Annotated in this window: 18 protein-coding genes; 13 read left to right on the top strand and 5 right to left on the bottom strand. The window is 38.7% G+C overall.

The annotated features are described in order from the left end of the window. The first annotated feature begins 132 nt into the window (after positions 1 to 132). Together FJR09_RS22310 and FJR09_RS22305 are read left to right on the top strand one after the other, a co-directional pair. Positions 133 to 366 carry a hypothetical protein gene (locus FJR09_RS22310; RefSeq protein WP_174782907.1) on the top strand — a complete coding sequence of 78 codons (234 nt, stop codon included), beginning with the start codon at positions 133 to 135 and terminating at the stop codon, positions 364 to 366. Positions 367 to 397: 31 nt separating this feature from the next. Next, positions 398 to 613, top strand: coding sequence for a hypothetical protein (locus FJR09_RS22305; protein ID WP_015083176.1), 216 nt, complete (start codon positions 398 to 400; stop codon positions 611 to 613). 212 nt (positions 614 to 825) lie between these two features. Here the strand turns inward: FJR09_RS22305 and lnt are convergent, their stop codons facing one another. From lnt to FJR09_RS22280, 5 genes are all read right to left on the bottom strand, one after another. Next, complete coding sequence (gene lnt / locus FJR09_RS22300; RefSeq protein WP_168653419.1) at positions 826 to 2,391, bottom strand: apolipoprotein N-acyltransferase; 1,566 nt, start codon at positions 2,389 to 2,391, stop codon at positions 826 to 828. 80 nt (positions 2,392 to 2,471) lie between these two features. Next, positions 2,472 to 5,105 (bottom strand): DNA topoisomerase (ATP-hydrolyzing) subunit A, encoded by a 2,634-nt coding sequence (gyrA, locus tag FJR09_RS22295; protein WP_168653418.1) that lies wholly within the window; start codon positions 5,103 to 5,105, stop codon positions 2,472 to 2,474. A 338-nt stretch (positions 5,106 to 5,443) separates the two neighbouring features. Further along, positions 5,444 to 5,638, bottom strand: a complete 195-nt coding sequence (locus tag FJR09_RS22290; protein ID WP_168651910.1) for a heavy-metal-associated domain-containing protein — start codon at positions 5,636 to 5,638, stop codon at positions 5,444 to 5,446. Positions 5,639 to 5,947: 309 nt separating this feature from the next. Beyond that, positions 5,948 to 8,287, bottom strand: a complete 2,340-nt coding sequence (locus FJR09_RS22285; protein WP_168654189.1) for a tetratricopeptide repeat protein — start codon at positions 8,285 to 8,287, stop codon at positions 5,948 to 5,950. Between the two features lie 270 nt (positions 8,288 to 8,557). Then, positions 8,558 to 9,400, bottom strand: a complete 843-nt coding sequence (locus FJR09_RS22280; protein ID WP_168654188.1) for an RNA-guided endonuclease TnpB family protein — start codon at positions 9,398 to 9,400, stop codon at positions 8,558 to 8,560. Positions 9,401 to 9,459: 59 nt separating this feature from the next. Here FJR09_RS22280 and FJR09_RS22275 point away from each other — a divergent pair, with 59 nt between their 5' ends. From FJR09_RS22275 to FJR09_RS22230, 11 genes are all read left to right on the top strand, one after another. After that, positions 9,460 to 9,612, top strand: a complete 153-nt coding sequence (locus FJR09_RS22275) for a hypothetical protein (protein ID WP_233466900.1) — start codon at positions 9,460 to 9,462, stop codon at positions 9,610 to 9,612. A 386-nt stretch (positions 9,613 to 9,998) separates the two neighbouring features. Beyond that, entirely contained in the window at positions 9,999 to 10,901 is a 903-nt protein-coding gene (locus FJR09_RS22270) for a peptidoglycan-binding protein (protein WP_168653775.1), read from the top strand. A gap of 612 nt (positions 10,902 to 11,513) precedes the next feature. Then, complete coding sequence (locus FJR09_RS22265) at positions 11,514 to 13,985, top strand: ATP-dependent Clp protease ATP-binding subunit (protein ID WP_168653774.1); 2,472 nt, start codon at positions 11,514 to 11,516, stop codon at positions 13,983 to 13,985. 167 nt (positions 13,986 to 14,152) lie between these two features. Beyond that, positions 14,153 to 14,542, top strand: a complete 390-nt coding sequence (locus FJR09_RS22260) for a hypothetical protein (protein WP_168653773.1) — start codon at positions 14,153 to 14,155, stop codon at positions 14,540 to 14,542. A 256-nt stretch (positions 14,543 to 14,798) separates the two neighbouring features. Next, entirely contained in the window at positions 14,799 to 15,143 is a 345-nt protein-coding gene (locus FJR09_RS22255) for a hypothetical protein (protein ID WP_168653772.1), read from the top strand. Then, a complete protein-coding gene (locus FJR09_RS22250; protein ID WP_168653771.1) occupies positions 15,091 to 15,360 on the top strand; it encodes a hypothetical protein in 270 nt (89 codons plus the stop codon). Before FJR09_RS22255 ends, FJR09_RS22250 begins: the two co-directional genes overlap by 53 nt. A gap of 157 nt (positions 15,361 to 15,517) precedes the next feature. After that, entirely contained in the window at positions 15,518 to 15,667 is a 150-nt protein-coding gene (locus tag FJR09_RS26285; RefSeq protein WP_371416440.1) for a hypothetical protein, read from the top strand. Further along, on the top strand, positions 15,664 to 15,888 hold the full coding sequence (locus FJR09_RS22245; RefSeq protein WP_168653770.1) for a hypothetical protein: 225 nt from the start codon (positions 15,664 to 15,666) through the stop codon (positions 15,886 to 15,888). The genes FJR09_RS26285 and FJR09_RS22245 overlap by 4 nt, the downstream gene beginning before the upstream one ends. Before the next feature lie 5 nt (positions 15,889 to 15,893). After that, positions 15,894 to 16,184, top strand: a complete 291-nt coding sequence (locus FJR09_RS22240; protein ID WP_254433188.1) for a hypothetical protein — start codon at positions 15,894 to 15,896, stop codon at positions 16,182 to 16,184. Further along, positions 16,174 to 16,341, top strand: coding sequence for a type II toxin-antitoxin system PemK/MazF family toxin (locus FJR09_RS22235; protein WP_174783376.1), 168 nt, complete (start codon positions 16,174 to 16,176; stop codon positions 16,339 to 16,341). Before FJR09_RS22240 ends, FJR09_RS22235 begins: the two co-directional genes overlap by 11 nt. Positions 16,342 to 16,478: 137 nt before the next feature. Next, entirely contained in the window at positions 16,479 to 18,104 is a 1,626-nt protein-coding gene (locus FJR09_RS22230) for a class I SAM-dependent methyltransferase (RefSeq protein WP_168653769.1), read from the top strand. Positions 18,105 to 18,201 lie beyond the last annotated feature (97 nt).

Below are 18,201 nucleotides of genomic sequence, written 5' to 3'. Positions count from 1 at the left end.
AATTTATGAAATTTTTATAATTTTAATAAAGGAATTTATCAGATTTTGAATGAAGTTAGATATTTTCCCATATTGATGCACTAATATAGTATTCTGTCAAGATAATTTAGATGCGTTTCCCCTGTGTGGGTTATGACTACTTTAGCAGATGGGGAATCAACAGGCGGAATATCAACATTTGCTAATCCAGGATATGGTAAAAATTGGTGGCAATTACAAGCAGGAACAAAAATACCAGAACAGCTAGAATTAGTTAATGACTATGATAATCATTGGCTGTGGAAACCCATTCAAGATATGCCATTGGAGGATTATAAAGAAGTATTGCAACAGATAGGCACATATTTCTCTAAAGTTAATGAATAGTAGTGACAATCATCTCTAGAAGGAATTAGCTATGGATTTATCATTTAAAGACATCAAATTTATGATCGAAGCTGTTGATAATTTGATGGTAAAATACCAAGAAAGAATCAATCAAATTGAAGACTTGGATGAATATGAAGATGAAGTTTCTGATCTAGGAAATGACATAATGTTTTTATCATCACTCCGCAAAAAAATAGATGATAGTTTAAGAGGGTGTTTGAAAAGTTTTGAATGTATAGACTGACCCCTCTCCAAACCTCTCCCCTGCAAGGGGAGAGGCTTTAAAACCCCCATTCCCTTGCAGGGAAGGGGGGTAGGGGGGTTAGGTTTTTGGAGATTACTGGTTTAATATAATACTTTTCAAACAACCTCTAAACGATAGTCTTAATCCGCAAGCAAATACTTCTATTTTCAGACCACTTTCTATTGGGACGAGAAAATACAGTAGAGAGGAAATCAAAAAAGCCAAATTAAAGCACTTAGAAGCAACAATAAAGGGGTCAACCAATCACCCCACTGCACATATAAAGTCCGAGTTTGACGAGGATAAATAGTTTCTGCGTGAGTTTCGTAGGTGTTATAAGCCGATTTCCAGAGAGTTTGCCCATGAGGATTAATAAATGCCGAATAACCTGTATTTGTTGCCCTCACAGCCCATCTATCAGTTTCAATTGCCCGCATGATATCCTGGGCATGATGTTGATTTGCCATTGCTGCCGTATAATGGGCATCATTGGAAGAACTGAGCATAAATTTTCCCCCCATAGAAGCTTGATATCGGAAGTTTTCCGCAAAAGCAGATTCATAACAAATACCAATAATTGCTTTTCCGAAAGGAGTATCAAAAATTTGTTTGGCTTTACCCGGAACTTGGTGTGCTTCTAGCGGTGATAGACGTTGAATAATTCCCCCTAAAATATTTTCAAAAGGAATATATTCTCCCAATGGCACAAGTTTAGATTTATCATAGCGGCTAGTAATTGCCCCATTCCCAAGAACCGTAAATAAACTATTTGTATAACTACTTCCTTGTTCACCAAATGCACCTATCCAAGCTATTACACCCTTTTCCCGAATAGCTGCGAATAAAGGAGTTTGAAGTAAATCACGGGAAAAAATAGGTATAGCAGCTTCTGGAATAAGAACAGCTTTGACCTCTTGATTAGTTAAATTTAAATATCCTTCAGTGTATCCTGTAATCGCCCGCCGCAAACCTTCAGGAAGAACCTTAATTTTATTAGGAATATTACCTTGGATAACACCGATTTTTATAGCCGTATTCGCACCTTCCGTCAACGGTTGACTATAGAGAATAAAACCAATTAAATGAGCCAAAATAAATAGAGAAAGAGCCGAATAAATAGTAATTCTTTCTTCCTTTGCGCCTTTGCGTCTCTGCGTGAGATATTCCGCAATTAACCCATTAAACGCCACAATTACCGCAGTAACAGTATTTGGTCCTGAAAGCTGTCCTAAATGTAAAATTACGAGATTTTGCGGTGATTGAGTGTAAGCCAGAGAACTCCACCATAGAGGACTTGCACTCCAGAGGCTTTCTAAGCCACACCAAATGGCTGTACCAATGAGAACACGCAACCAAGGATTTCCCCTATCTAGACGCACCATTAAAGCTGCCCAAACAGAGACTAATATCCCCCCCCAAAGGCTAATAAATGCCCAACAAAGGAGGGTAATAATTAAACTAGGCAACCAGGGGACACCTAACCAATCCATTGGATGAATCCCTGTAATCCATGACAAGGCAACTCCGTGATAACCGATACCCCAAATTAGGGCAAGGGGCAGCCCTTCGACTTCGCTCAGAAACCCGGGGCGCGGGGCAGGGGGATCTGTTTTGGATGTATATTTAATAACTAATAGCCACAAGGGAACAAGGGCAATCCAGGCTAGAAACCATGCACCAATAGGGGCAACGGTCGTTCCCATGAATATGCCACTGATAAAAGATAAGGTATAATATTTAATGGATTTAGAAATCTGTTGCTGTCCGAGTTTGATCATCTCCTTGTGTCCTAAAGTACATAAAGTAATTCAATTCAGATCCCCGACTTCTTAGAGAAGTCGGGGATCTTATTAATTGTCTATTCTGCTTCTTCTAGTTCGCCATTGTCTCCTGTGTCGGGGGGAACAATTGCAACTCCGGTAATGGCATCATCTTCGTCTAGACGTTGCACTCTGACTCCGGTGGCTGATCTTGATTGGATAGAAATGGCATTGACCGCTTGACGAATAATGATACCGCGATTGGTGGCCATCATGATTTCTTCGTCGCTGTTGACAATTCGCAAAGTGGCTAATTTGTCTTTGGTTTTGCGGTTTTTGAATTTGGTGGCCATTAAACCTTGACCAGCACGGTTTTGCAGTCGAAATTGGGAAACGGGAACGCGTTTGCCATAACCGCCCATGGTAATGACTAATACCCAAGGTCCGGTACTGCTGGCGTTGCTGACTTCTACAATTTCCTCGCTATTTTCGATTTCGGCAATTTCTGCGGTTTCTACAATTTCTTCAATTTCTGCGGTTTCTTCGCTTTCTTCGCTTTCCCCTTCTATCACAGTAGCTAAGGTATCAAGAATAGCCGCAGGTAGGATGTCCATGCCTATGAGTTCGTCTTTGTTCTTGAGTTTCATGGATTTTACACCACGAGTGGCTCTACCCAAGGGACGCAGTTGATCATGAGTACAGCGGAAGTGAATGGCCATACCTTGACGCGAACCGATAATGATGCTGTCTTCAACTCTGGCTCTTCTCACCCAGCGCAGTTGGTCGCCTTCTTCTAAGGATATGGCAATTAATCCGTTGGCGCGAATGTGGCTAAATGCTTCCAGGACGGTTTTTTTGATGTTACCGCCTTTGGTGAGCATGACGAGATATTCTTCGCTGCTAAATTCGTCTACGGGGACAATAGAGGTAATTTTTTCTTCTTTGGGAATGGGCAACATTTGTACAATCGGTGTCCCCCGACTGGTGCGCGAACTGACGGGAATTTGATATGCTCTTAGACAGTAGACGACTCCGCGATCGCTAAAGAATAAGATACTATCATGGTCGCAGCAGGTCAAAAAATGCTCAATGGTATCATCATCTTTGACTTTAGCCCCCGCTTTTCCTCTGGTAGCACGGCTTTGAGATTCAAAGGTGTTGACGGGCATCCGTTTGATGTAACCTTGTTCTGTTACTAGAATAATCGCCTTTTCATTGGCAATTAAATCAATATCATCTATGTCTCCTTCCCCATGAGTAATTACTGTTCTCCTGGGTGTGGCAAAGCTGGTTTTAATTTGACTAATTTCCGTTTCAATGATTTCTAGCACCCGTTCCCGTCTAGCTAAAATATCCTCTAAGTCGGTAATTTTAACTTGTAAATCGTCGTGTTCCAGGCGAATTTTATCGGCTTCCAGTGCTGTTAATCGTCGCAACTGCATTTGCAAAATTGCGTCTGCTTGCACTTCCGACAGTCCGTAGGTGGTAATTAACTCACCTTTGGCTGTGGGTGCGTCTGGTGCATGACGAATTAAAACAATAATTGCATCTAATCGTGACAGGGCAATTAATAATCCTTGCAATAGGTGATCTCGTTCTTGAGCTTTCCTGAGTTCGTAGCGAGTCCGACGTTCAATGGAGAGAATACGGAAATCTAGGAAGACGCTGAGGAAACGTTTGAGGTTCAGGGTTTGGGGTTCACTGTTGACCAGTGCCAACATATTCGCCCCAAAGTTAGACTGTAAAGGGGTTTGTTTATAAAGATTGTTTAAAACGACGCGGGGATAGGCATCACGTTTTAATTCTATGACAATTCTCATGCCGTCGCGATCGCTCTCGTCCCGGATATCGGAAATGCCCTCAATGCGTTTATCATTCACCAATTCGGCAATTTTTTCAATTAATGCCGCTTTATTGGTTTGGTAAGGCAATTCGGTGATGATAATTGCTTCCCGTTCGGGACGGTTGCGTTGGGTCAGGGTTTCAATATTGGCAACACCCCGCATGGTAATTGAACCGCGTCCCGTGGTATAAGCTTCTTTAATGCCAGTGACTCCCAATATCTGCGCTCCGGTGGGGAAATCGGGACCGTGAATATACTGCATTAACTGAATGTCAGTTATTTCGGGATTGTGAATTAGTGCCACTAATCCATCAATCAATTCTCCCAAGTTGTGCGGAGGAATATTTGTGGCCATTCCCACAGCAATCCCCGAAGAACCATTGAGGAGAAGTTGAGGAATGCGGGAGGGTAAAACTGTGGGTTCTTGTTGAGAACCATCGAAGTTATCGGCAAAGTCTACGGTTTCGGCTTCAATATCCTGGAGGAGGGCTACACTGGTTAGGGCGTGCAGACGACATTCTGTGTACCGCATTGCCGCCGGCGGATCATTATCCACTGAACCAAAGTTACCATGTCCACTGATGAGAGGCGATCGCATGGAGAAATCCTGCGCCATCCGCACCAAAGCATCATACACTGCTGTATCACCGTGAGGGTGATATTTACCCAATACTTCCCCGACCACACGGGCGCATTTTCTAAAGGGGCGATCATGTAGTAAACCCAGTTCGTGCATGGCATAGAGGATGCGACGATGCACAGGTTTAAGACCATCCCTAGCATCTGGCAGCGCCCGACCTACAATGACGCTCATGGCGTATTCTAGATAAGACCGCGACATTTCACCTCGCAAATCCGTCGGGATAATCCTCTCCTGTGAGGTTGTCATAAACTCGAAAACTCCAAAAAAATGTAGATTTTAGGCTTCAACTTGACAAAAGACAAAATTATGTCAAATTAACTTTGAATAGTTGTCATATTTTGCTATAATTCTAACATATTGTGACGCAATTCGCACAAATACTATCTAATCTCCAAAAATAGTCAATTTACAACTTATATAAAAAGGCTAGATTCTCGAAAACAATCTATAAATCTGATTGATTAATTGCATCTAAAATAACTTTTCAAAATGAAAACAGAAGGACAAATAATTTCCAAATTTCCCATCATATTCAGCCGAAATAACAAAATCCCCGACTTCTCAAAGAAATCGGGGATTTGATTTTAAGCAGGAGGATAACCAGCAGCAGTCAAAGCTTCTTTAATAGCAGTTTCTGAAGCTTGAGTATCTACATTGACAAACTTGGTTTGAGGATCAGCTTCCACAATAGCATTAGCATCAACAGCTTTAACTGCCTTGGTTATATTACTAGCACAAGCAGAACAAGCCATTCCGGGAATAGTGAGTTTAATTGTCATAGGTAAAAAAGGAGTGAAAACTCAATTAAAAGTCACAAAAATATGCGTCTTAACTAACTGCATTATGCTTTAAAAGAAAGTATATCTTAAATCTTCTAGATTAATTAGTCAAGAAAGAACAATTGTTGATTTTTTGCGCCAGAAAAGCTAGTACCGCAGGGTAGATTTCAACGGATTTCCTGTGGTAGTTGACAGCCAAACACGAATATAGTAATTTCGTACTATATAAATTTGGTTCTCAATGTCATCTACCTCTAAGATACAAGGTTGGGTTGACGTATGTTACCCAACACAGTAGGTTTTCTAACATCAACCCTGAATTAATGTTTGAAAATCTGGCTCATTTTTAATGTCATCAAAATCAATATCAGTTGCAGCATCTTCTCGATAACTGGGATTAAATTCCATAGCTTTTTGCAGATTTTCCAAAGCTAATTCCACCTTTCTTTGGAGTGCATAACAGGCAGCTTTATGATAATATGCGCTAGGATAATCAGATTTAATTTCTAATGCTTTATCAAAACTGATAATTGCTTGATCATCTTCTCCCAACATTACTAAAGTGTAACCCCGTTTATCCCAGACTTTAGGAGAATTGGGTTGAAATTCTAGAGCTTTATCAAAAGAAGTAACTGCATCTTCGTAACGTTCTAATTCTAGCAAAGATAAACCACGATTTACCCAAGCAACTCCATCATCAGGTTTAATTTTAGTAGCTTTATCAAAACAGTTAAAAGCCTCTTGATGTTTTCCTAAATTTCCACAAGCCACACCAATATCACACCAAGCTTGATGATATTCAGGATTGATTTTAATGGCTTGATTATAGGAAGCTATAGCATCTTTATAGCGTTTTAGACGATTGAAAATTATCCCCCGTTTCAGCCAATTTTCTGGATTTTCAGGTTGAATTTTAATGAGTTGTTCGTAAATAGCTAAAGCATCTTCATGGCGTTTTTCTAAAAATAGCATTTCTGCTTGTTTGATATAATCATCAATAGAAACTTCTGGTTGTAATGGTTCTGGTGCTTTTTCTGGTGTTGGAGTAGGTGTAATTTCCGCTAACTCTTTGAGAATTATATCTTTACATTGTTGAGCATCAATTTCCAACTTTTGCAGATTTTCGAGAATAGTAACTTGCTGTTTTTGCACATCATTTTGTAAACCGGAAAACTGAGATGTAAATTCTCCACCCGACTCTTCTAAATTCTCAATAATTTGCTGTTGTCGTTGTTGAGCATTATTTTGTAATTCTGTAAGTTGCTGAGAAAATTCAATTTCTAACTTTTGTAAATTTTCCAGAATAGTAACTTGCTGTTTTTGCACGTCATTTTGTAAACCGGAAAACTGAGATGTAAATTCTCCACCCGACTTTTCTAAATTCTCAATAATTTGCTGTTGTCGTTGTTGAGCATTATTTTGTAATTCTGTAAGTTGCTGAGAAAATTCAATTTCTAACTTTTGCAGATTTTCCAGAATAGTAACTTGCTGTTTTTGCACGTCATTTTGTAAACCGGAAAACTGAGATGTAAATTCTCCACCCGACTTTTCTAAATTCTCAATAATTTGCTGTTGTCGTTGTTGAGCATTATTTTGTAATTCTGTAAGTTGCTGAGAAAATTCGCTTTGTAATTTACCAAAATCCTCAAGTAATTGATATTTTTTAACTTGGGTATCAGTTTTTAATTCAGTAATGTCTGACTTAAATATATTATTCAGGTTTTCGATATTACCTATAGCTATATCTTTTTGATTTTTAACATCTAATTGAAATTGAGATAATTCATTATTAAATTCTGATTGTAATTTCCCTAAATTCTCAACAGTATGAAATTTCTCTTGTTGAGTTTCCGACTCTAACTCTTGAAATTGAGATATCAAATCAGCGCGAGATTGTTCAATATCACTAACAGCGATATCTTTTTGATTTTCTACTTCTGACTTGAGTTGGGTAAATTGAGAAAATAACTCAAATTCTAACTTTTTGATATTGTCAATTGTAATTTTTTGCTGTTGAGCAGATAAGGTTAATTGTTCTAGTTGAGTATTTAATCTAAACTCTAAATTACTAATATTCTCTTGAGCAGATTTAACTTCAATTTCCAAAGCTGTTAAAAACTCTTGTTTTGATTTGGGTAAATCAGATAAAAGAATAGATAAATTTTCTTCCTCACCATGAATCTTTTGTTTAAGTGTATTAACTTCTTGTGCTAATTCTTGAGTAGTATTTTTAGATGCTTGAATCAGTTTTTTTGCTTCTGCTTGAACCGTAGTTAATTGAGTTTGCAAATTTTCAATTCCTTGAATTTGCTGCATTGCTCGTTCGACAATTTCTCTAATTACTGCTCGACGAAAAAACCATAACATGGCAATTAATGCCACAGGAAATAAACTTAAAATAGTCAACCAGATATTAAGCAAAGTATTCGTGCGAGTAAAAGCCCGTTCAAAATCAGATTGAACTTGTTTTTGAGTTCTGGTTTCTTGTCGCAGTCGCGCTAATTCTTCCCGTTCCTGATTTAATAGTACCTGAGCAGTAGCAGATGGCACAGAATACCCACTGATAAAAGCCGTTGATAGCAGTAAGGGTGACAAGAAAATGGCACTTTTTAAAGCCAGATTTGAGAACATGGGGTTTTTGCTGTTCATAACAATTTTCCCTATCCAGTGGTGATTTTTTGCAGAAGCGTGATTGGATGTTAGGGTAGCTGTTTGATATTAGCAGATTATCTAGAGAGATATCCGTTCTATAAAACTTACCCAAAATTACCAAAGTCTAGACACATCTGGACAGCGATAACCTTAGTGTTTACTTCCTGCTTCATCACGGTCTTAGAATGGCTTCTAAGAGGTTTTTCCGCTCCACAGGCAATCTCGGTAGAACTTACCGTTTCTGACCGTAGTTCCTAAAAGGAACCGCTACGCTACAGGGATAAAAATATCCACAAACCATCGGTCAATATTACGCGCTGCATTTAAGTCCCTGTCAGCTTTATAGTCACAATCAGGACAAACATAAACGCGGTTTTTTAATGGCATTTTATGACGATGATTACCGCAATTAGAGCATATTTGGGAACTAGGAAAAAACCGATCCACAAGGATTAGTTCACTCCCGAATTTCTCAGTTTTATGGCGGTAGGCTTTAGGATTCTCGAATACTTCACCATTACTGCAAACTGCTAATTCTTTGATACCAATGTCAACACCAATGGTCGGTCTGTCTGCAAGTATAGGAGGTTTTTCAACTTCGTATTTAACAGAAATAAACCATTTATCAGCCTGTCTAGAAATCACGCAATTATAAGTTACTGTAATCGGTAAAGGTTCTGCTAAACGTACCCAGCCAATTGACGGTAATTTAATTCTTTTACTATCATTTTTAATTGCTGGTTTCGCCTTAGTTCCTGACTCCAAATAGAAAGAATCACGTTGACCTTTCTTTTTGAATCGGGGTTGTTTCGATGTCTTCCTAAAACACCTATCCCATGCTTGGCGTAAGTCAGCTAACGCCTTCTGAGGGATATTTTTATTAACTTCGTAATACCAAATATGCTCAGATTTTACCTCAGCAACTAACTTTTTATGTAAGTCAATCGCTGAGGGAAGTTTAAGTTTTTCGCCTTCTTTTTGAGCAGCTAAAATATCCTTGATTTGAGCATTTGCCCAGTTATAGGCGTGTCTAGCTACTCCAGAAGCCTTGCGAAAAGCTGTAATCTGTCGGTTATTTGGAATTAGTGCAGTTTTGAATGATAAAAGCATTGACTCGACCTTTCAATGTTGTAGTATAGTTAGTATACCAACTTACAAGGTTAAAGTCAATGCCATTTGAGAAAAATAATAAAATTGGTGCTAAGAAAATCCTCAAAGCTGAGTTAGACGCTCAACCAATTTGTTTTAAAGGTCGGAAAGGACAGAGGGTAAAAATTAAAACCGTCCCTAACACAGCAACAACGGTTAAGGGAATTTGTTGATCAATTAATTGAAGACTTGGACAAACAGTAACATAAGGCTAGTTATGGGTAGAAATTATCAAACTGTTTCTACCCCCCATTTTAGAATGGAAGTAAGTAATGAGACAAAATTAATTACACAAATATTTGGACTGAAATCCGTAATGGACAAAGGATTGGTAAATAAATAATATGTAATTAATTCTGTCCAGGTACTTATGGAACAATGAACTACCCCTGGCTAACTTCGTTTGAGCTTACTGAGAATGAGATAATCAGAGCAATCGCCTATTTTCCTTGTTAATATTCCTTGTTAAAAAATAATAAAGGTTATTTATAGATTTGAAATTTAAGATAGCTTATTTAACGTGGTGCAAACAAAACACTTGAATTATTAAGCGTATAATATGAAACTGCAAAACTTCTTGAATACAGAGGAAAAATGGGGTTACGAAGCGATCGCTGAAGATCGGGAATTGTCTCGGCAAGTTCAAGTAAGATTAATTGATTTAAGACTCCTAGAACCACCCGCCGACGGACTATTTGGACCAGTTTCCACAGCCGCACTGAAAAAGTTCCAAACCTTAACAGAAACAGGAGAAACTGATTTTCTAGGTGCAGTCACAGCCAAAAAATTGATTGAAACTAAAACAGAAGACCTGCCAAAACCTCCTTTAAATCTAGGAACTGATATTGCCAGCAAGATCATTAAATATATGTTGGCTAAAAATTATGAAGTATTCACCAATCCCAAAGAATACAACATTGTTTATGTCGAAGGTATAAATGGAGACTGGACACTCAATAGTGATGCTGCCAACGCCTTTAATGACCGCCGCATTGTGATCGAAATCGTAGATGGTGTCCCCAAAATCGTTGATCATTGGCAAGCAACTACTGAACCAGGTAGTAAATATACTCACAATCCCATGAATCCCAAAGGAGCAGCAAGAATCCAGTTTGGACAATACAAGGCTTGGAGAGTGGGAAAACACGGTACTTCCAATCCCCATGAAGCATTAGTTCAATGCGGAAACATCACTGTTTGTCGAGATTTTAACAAAGATTTCAAACGAACTGGTGATGAATTGGATACAGGTGATTATTTTGCCGTTAATCAACATTGGGGCTATGATTTCCCCAGCAACGACATCAAAGGGGCTAGTGCAGGTTGTTTAGTTGGTCGTCTCACAGATGGACACCGTGAGTTCATGGCTATCGTTAAGCAAGACCGCCGCTATCTTCAGAACAATAGTTACACTTTTTATACTACCATCATTCCCGGGGATGATTTATTACAGTCAACTTAACGCAAAACCTCATATCCAGTGAACAACCTGGTAATGGGTAATGTTCATGATGGCTACTTAATTTAATAGGCGATAAAATCCCCGGTTTCATCCTTTAATTCTGCCAGTGCGATCGCTCGCGATACTAACATCAAAGCTTTAATTAAAGTTTAAAGGAGTCTGTACAGAGGTTTATATCCAACTTCTGTACAATTCAAGACAAAATTTCCAAAATCTAACTTACTCTAAACCACAGTTGTGAAGATAAAATAAAATTTTTATCCTGGTTTTATATCATAATATTTTTTGTTTTAATTCTTTTTAATAGAAAAATCTTATCATTCATGCCGATTTATTGACATCAACATACATTTTATGATAACAATGTGTGTTTGGGACTCCTAAACAAAATCCCCACATCAATAGTCTATTGTTTGGATTTAGCCACCAAAATGCTGGTAAAATCACTCTCCTCAGTACACTAGCTACCTAGAAATTAATTAATAGCTACTCATTAACCTATCAACCTGTGTCATGGTAATTGGATATCTAAATTGTTTATACAGATACCCAAAATTTTAGCCTGTGCTAAAATCAGCATACCGGCACGACGCAGGTGATAGGAAAAATGCCATGTTTGAGCGCTTCACAGAAAAAGCCATTAAGGTAATCATGCTGGCCCAAGAAGAGGCCCGCCGTTTAGGTCACAACTTTGTCGGAACTGAGCAGATCCTCTTGGGTTTGATTGGTGAAGGCACAGGAGTAGCCGCCAAGGTGCTGAAATCAATGGGAGTTAATCTCAAAGATGCTCGCATTGAAGTTGAAAAAATCATAGGACGGGGTTCAGGCTTTGTAGCCGTGGAAATTCCGTTTACGCCACGGGCAAAACGGGTTTTAGAACTATCCTTGGAAGAAGCACGCCAATTGGGGCATAACTACATTGGTACCGAGCATCTGTTGTTGGGCCTGATCCGCGAAGGGGAAGGTGTCGCAGCCAGAGTGCTAGAAAACCTCGGTGTAGATTTGACCAAGGTGAGAACCCAAGTGATTCGGATGTTGGGAGAAACGGCGGAAGTTACGCCGGGTGGCCCCTCTGGTCGCACTAAAACCCCAACTCTCGATGAGTTTGGATCAAACCTGACCCAAATGGCCATAGATAACAAGCTTGATCCTGTGGTGGGACGCGCCAAGGAAATCGAGCGAGTTATCCAAATTTTGGGTCGCCGGACTAAAAACAATCCAGTTTTGATTGGTGAACCTGGTGTTGGTAAAACCGCCATCGCTGAAGGTTTAGCTTCACGTATCGCCAGTAAGGATATCCCCGATATCTTGGAAGATAAGCGTGTAGTCACTCTTGATATTGGCTTGCTAGTAGCAGGAACTAAATATCGGGGTGAATTTGAAGAACGTCTCAAAAAAATTATGGATGAAATCCGCTCTGCGGGTAATGTCATCCTCGTCATTGACGAAGTTCACACCTTAATTGGTGCGGGTGCTGCCGAAGGGGCGATTGATGCGGCGAATATCCTCAAGCCAGCTTTGGCGCGGGGTGAGTTGCAATGTATCGGCGCTACTACTTTGGATGAATACCGTAAACACATTGAACGGGATGCAGCGTTGGAAAGACGCTTCCAGCCTGTAATGGTGGGTGAGCCGACCGTTGATGAAACAATAGAAATTTTATATGGTTTGCGCGATCGCTATGAAGCACACCACAAACTGAAGATATCCGATGAAGCATTGGTGGCGGCGGCGAAATTGTCTGATCGTTATATTAGCGATCGCTTTTTGCCAGATAAAGCCATTGACTTGATGGATGAAGCGGGTTCACGGGTGCGCCTGATTAACTCCCAACTGCCCCCAGCCGCGAAGGAGTTAGACAAGGAACTACGGCAAATCTTAAAAGAAAAAGATGATGCAGTCCGTTCCCAGGACTTTGATCGAGCAGGAGAACTGCGTGATCGGGAAATGGAAATCAAAGCCGAAATCCGCACTATTGCTCAAACTAAGAGTAATGGCGCTAGTGGTGACGGTGTTGAACCTGTAGTTACAGAAGAAGACATTGCTCACATTGTCGCTTCCTGGACAGGTGTACCGGTGAACAAACTCACCGAGTCTGAGTCCGAGAAGTTGCTGCACATGGAAGACACCTTACATCAGCGGCTCATCGGTCAAGAAGACGCTGTGAAGGCTGTTTCCAGGGCTATTCGTCGCGCTCGCGTTGGCTTGAAGAATCCGAATCGGCCGATTGCTAGTTTTGTCTTCTCTGGTCCGACTGGGGTAGGTAAAACCGAATTAGCGAAATCCTTGGCTTCCTACTTCTTCGGTGCTGAAGAAGCCATGATTCGCTTGGATATGTCCGAATACATGGAGCGTCACACCGTCAGTAAATTGATCGGTTCACCTCCTGGTTATGTCGGTTACAACGAAGGTGGTCAGTTAACAGAAGCTGTCCGTCGTCGTCCTTACACTGTGGTGCTATTCGACGAAATCGAAAAAGCACACCCCGATGTGTTCAATATGCTTTTGCAGATTTTGGAAGATGGGCGTTTAACTGACGCGAAAGGTCGCACGGTGGACTTTAAGAACACTTTGCTGATTTTGACTTCCAACATTGGTTCTAAGGTGATTGAAAAAGGTGGTAGCGGTATCGGCTTCGAGTTCTCTGAAGATGCGACTGAGACACAATACAACAGAATTCGCTCTTTGGTGAATGAGGAACTGAAGCAATACTTCCGTCCTGAGTTCCTGAACCGGTTAGATGAAATTATCGTCTTCCGTCAGTTGAATAAGTTGGAAGTTACCCAAATTGCCGAAATCATGCTCAAGGAAGTGTTTGGTAGGTTGACGGAAAAAGGCATTGTCTTAGAAGTCACTGACCGCTTCAAGGATCGCTTGATAACTGAGGGTTATAGTCCTAGTTACGGTGCAAGGCCATTACGTCGGGCAATTATGCGCTTATTGGAAGATAGTTTGGCGGAAGAAATTCTGTCTGGACGCATCAAAGATGGCGATACTGCTCTTGTTGACGTTGATGAAAATGGCATTGTTCAAGTTAGTTCTCAACTAACACGGGAGTTGTTACCCCAAGGTGTTGAGTCTTAGTTAGGTTTTTGTAATTGTTAATTGAACGGTGGAGGATTTCGGTTCTCTGCCGTTTTTTTTGTTTCGCGCAAAGGCGCTAAGGAGCAAAGGCGCAAAGAAGAGAAGGGGTGATATATTCGTTATAATGAGTGTTATTGAGGAGTACAGGTCATTGTTGGATTATCAAAATGAAATATATTAATTTACCGACTCATGCTTTGATATGGTTGGTCATGATTTTACTTCAGTCTTGCAGTTTCTATCAAGCAGACTATAGAGGCGAAGTTAGATGGGCAAAAATGTTTGGTTCTTCGGGAAAAGATGTTAGTGAAGTTGAAATTGCGTGTAAAGACAGAAAAGTTCGAGTAGTTGGATCAGGTTCAGATAGTCAGAAATTTGACAGGATCGAGAATTCATTAACTGATTGGAATGATATTGATTCTGTAGCCTCGGTAGTTGCAGATAGACTTGATACTGCAAATAAAAGCGGTTTTGTAGGAGGTGCGTTAGAACTAGGAGCAGTAGCACTCCGTAATGGTATAAAAGATAAATTTAAAGAGGTTTGCCAATCGAAATAATAATGAAAAAGAGGCAATTAGAACAATAGAGAAGATGGTAACAGCTTAACTACTAACTAATCTCATAATCACTTCATTTTCATCTCTCCTGCTGTGTGGGAGATTTTTTTTACAGATGAAGATGCAGCATACAAAATACTTTTTAGCAAGTAGTAATATCACAACCTTTGAGGACGGTATTCTCCCATATAGACCATTTTCGGTTAGATATAGACCTCATTAAGTTTGTTATATAAAGTAAATTAGGTAAAATTAAATGACATCAGAATTAATTAATCGTCACATTACCCTTGACGTTAGACATATTGCCAAGCATTTACCAGGAACACCGCAAATGCAAAGACTTCTAAAAAAAGGACAAGCCGCTCATGTATTTAACGATGAAAATACCATGAATCAAGTTGCTCAGTGCATAATAGAAAAAGGTAAGTTTATCGGCACTGTTAGAGATTATGAACGCTATGGAATGTTTTTTACTGAACCAATAGGTTATAGAATTAGTCCAGATGGTAGTAGTATTCCACTTTACTATGGGGAGATAAAAATCAATGCAGACAACCAATACCACGTCATACCCCGCACCAGACCTAGTGAAGAATAACTGGGAATTTACAGAAGTATGGATAGATCCAATGTTATCACCTCCATATATTCTGTTATTACTTTGCGACAGTGAAGGAAATTGTCAAATTTATGATCCAAAACAAGGTGAGAAGGTTGTATTTTCTAGTAATAATTATGAAGCAGCTAAGTTATGGTTACTAGAAGATGAGTATGAACCAGTTGAGGGTAGGCTTTTAGCTGCTGAATTAGTGTAAGTTAGTATATTTTTTATTTCGCACAATCTCTCTTAGATATCCAGAAGGGTAGATGCTAAAGAGCAGAGGCACTCCAGAGGAGAAGGAGTGATATATTCGTTATAATGAGTTTTATTGAGGAGTACGGGTCATTCCTACATCTGAGCAAAAAACGCAGTTGTTTATTCTGTGTTGTTGGTTAACTAAACTATATTTACCTATAAACTTGGTTCAAGTTGATAAACGTACAGGTAATGTATTTATTCTCGCGGGTGAAGAGAATATGATAGAAATATATCCTAATGGTAAATGGAGGTATGTGGTATGAGTCAGCCTAACTTCCAAGGTATGAGTACAAAAGAATTACGTGCTTATGTTTTATCTCATCGAGATGACCAAGAAGCATTCTACATTTATGTAGATAAGTTAAATACTGAGGCAAATTGGGTAGAAATGCCACCATCAGAATCTGTTGATGATTTGATGAATTTTCCTGAGTTTTTGCAGCGTCTTAGTAATGGTAAAAGATTAATTGAAAGTGAAGAATAACTATTATGATTTTTACTGATGTGGTAGAAGCAATAAAAGGGTTTTCAATTGAAGAAAAGTTACAAATTCAATTGTTATTGCAGCAATATTTAAGAGAAGAAAAAAATGGTGAACTCACTTTTCCTGAAAATATTGATGAATTAAAACAACAGTTTCTCAGCCGTCGTGAACTTATAAAGTTACCTCTAGAAGAACGAAAAAAGATTTTAGCGTCACAATCTGATTTAATGTTAGAGCATTACCAGCAAGACACAAAATGGCAAGAATTACAAATGGGAGACTTAATTGATTACTAATTCTTCTATTCCTAAACGGGGTGATATCTGGCTAACTAATTTTGATCCAACTGTGGGAGCAGAAATTAAAAAAGTAAGACCCGCTATAATTGTCAGTTCTGATGGTGTTGGTAAGTTACCAATTAAAATGGACAGGAGTATATTATTCCTATTTTAGCTGCGGAAGGTATTTCTGAACCTTTGCTTGGTTTGCAGTGGTTGAAAATATTGCCATTAGCTGTTAATTTTTCAGCAGGAATATTGACACTGGGTTAATATTAAATTGGTGAATTTGGAGTTTAAGAAAGTTTTATTATGGGCAGTTATCAAGAAAAAGAAAAAATAATAGCTAGATCATGTGTTTTAAAAGAAGCTGTTAGATGCTTAACAGAGGATAGAGATAAAAGTACAGTGGCATCTAGAGATTATGTTCGCCGTGTACATCAATTTATCCGTATTAATGGCACTCCCTTTGATCAGGAGATGATCAGTTTTCTGTCTGAGGAAACAATAGCTCGATGGGAACACTTCTATGATTCGATAACACAGAAGAGAAAAGCTGAAAACCTAAAAGTTGCATACTTGGCAGGACCAAATCCAGACAACGACCTTCAAGAACTTATGAATGTTGGTGTTTTACCTGAAAATGTATGGGCATTTGAAACAGACTCGTCTACTTATGAAGATGCTGTTTGGTCTACCCTAAATTCCAAATTTCCCTTTTTAAAGTTGATAAAAGGAAACATAGGACAGTTTTTTGCTGCGTCTCCACAAAAATTCGATATCATTTACTTAGATTTTTGTGGTCCATTACCAAGCAGAAACGAAAAGCAAAAAACTTTGGCAACAATTACTTCAATTTTAGCCCATCATGCAATTAATTCTCCAGGTGTATTGATTACAAATGTTTCACTTCCTAATCAACAACAAGATCCAAAAGGCTTTGATTTAATTACTAAATTAGTTGCTTCATATTTATACCCTAAAGATTTTTTAGAGCAAGAAGAATCTAATGAAGATAATGAAAACTGGGTTGAAGGCGCTATCAGTGGAAGTTTTAGCTTTAATAATTGGCTTACAGAAATACAAAATAATATAGATTTTTATTATGGTCAATATATAACAAGGCTGATAATAGATATTGCATCTGTAGTGGTTCCCTATAATAATTTTACTCAAAAACATGGTTTGTTTGAGCAGTTTTTTAATTTGAAGAATAAATCAGAACTCGAAAAAAGGATTAATGAGCTTTACCATGTTTCGGAAGAAGGAGAAGGTGGCGATATTATTGATGAACCTGGTCAAATGCCTATCCTGTGGACAGTTGCTTCACTTCATAGTCATAGGAACTCTCAAGACTTAAATTATCCGCAATTAATATATCAAGATCCTGAATACGAAAAATTTGGCAAGTTATTTTTAAGACAATTAAGTTTGATTGATAATGAATCTGAAATTATTAATAATTTTGAACGGCTGCATTTTTTGCTTGATGAAGGCTTTTATCAAAGCGAATTTTATAGTAAAAAATTTATAAATTTAGATAAACGACGATGGCATCAGGAAATGTATCAATTTTGTGACGTAGTTCTCTTTCATCAAATAAAAGAGTTACTATTTCGTCAAATAGCTGTTCCTTACCACGTTAATATCGAAAAGACGAAGCGGTGGACTTATCTTGCTAAAGATACGCAGATGTTTATGGATATGATTATCTTAGATGAATGTAGATATATATACGATTGGATGCCTACTGTTGATATGATAGAGGCTGGTATGGATTCTATTGATAGACAGCTATGTTATCGCTTTGCATTAGATGCTTTAGGGAAACATAGAAGATGGTATAATAATGAGTATTTCTTTGGAACATCTATCATCGGTCAATTTGAAGAAGGTTTTGAGGCAAAATCTCTAGAGCCAAGAATTAAGATCAATTAATAGTTAATAGTTAATTATAGAGTGAGAGCCGCTTCTGCTCAAGGTGTGGATTTTCATATATATATTCATCCACCTTTTCCTTTAACTGGTAATTAAT

The organism is Dolichospermum sp. UHCC 0406 (genome assembly GCF_009712025.1).
GTDB classification, from domain to species: domain Bacteria; phylum Cyanobacteriota; class Cyanobacteriia; order Cyanobacteriales; family Nostocaceae; genus Dolichospermum; species Dolichospermum lemmermannii.
Note: the sequence above shows the minus strand (reverse complement) of the source record. Positions and strands in the feature narration are given on the sequence as shown.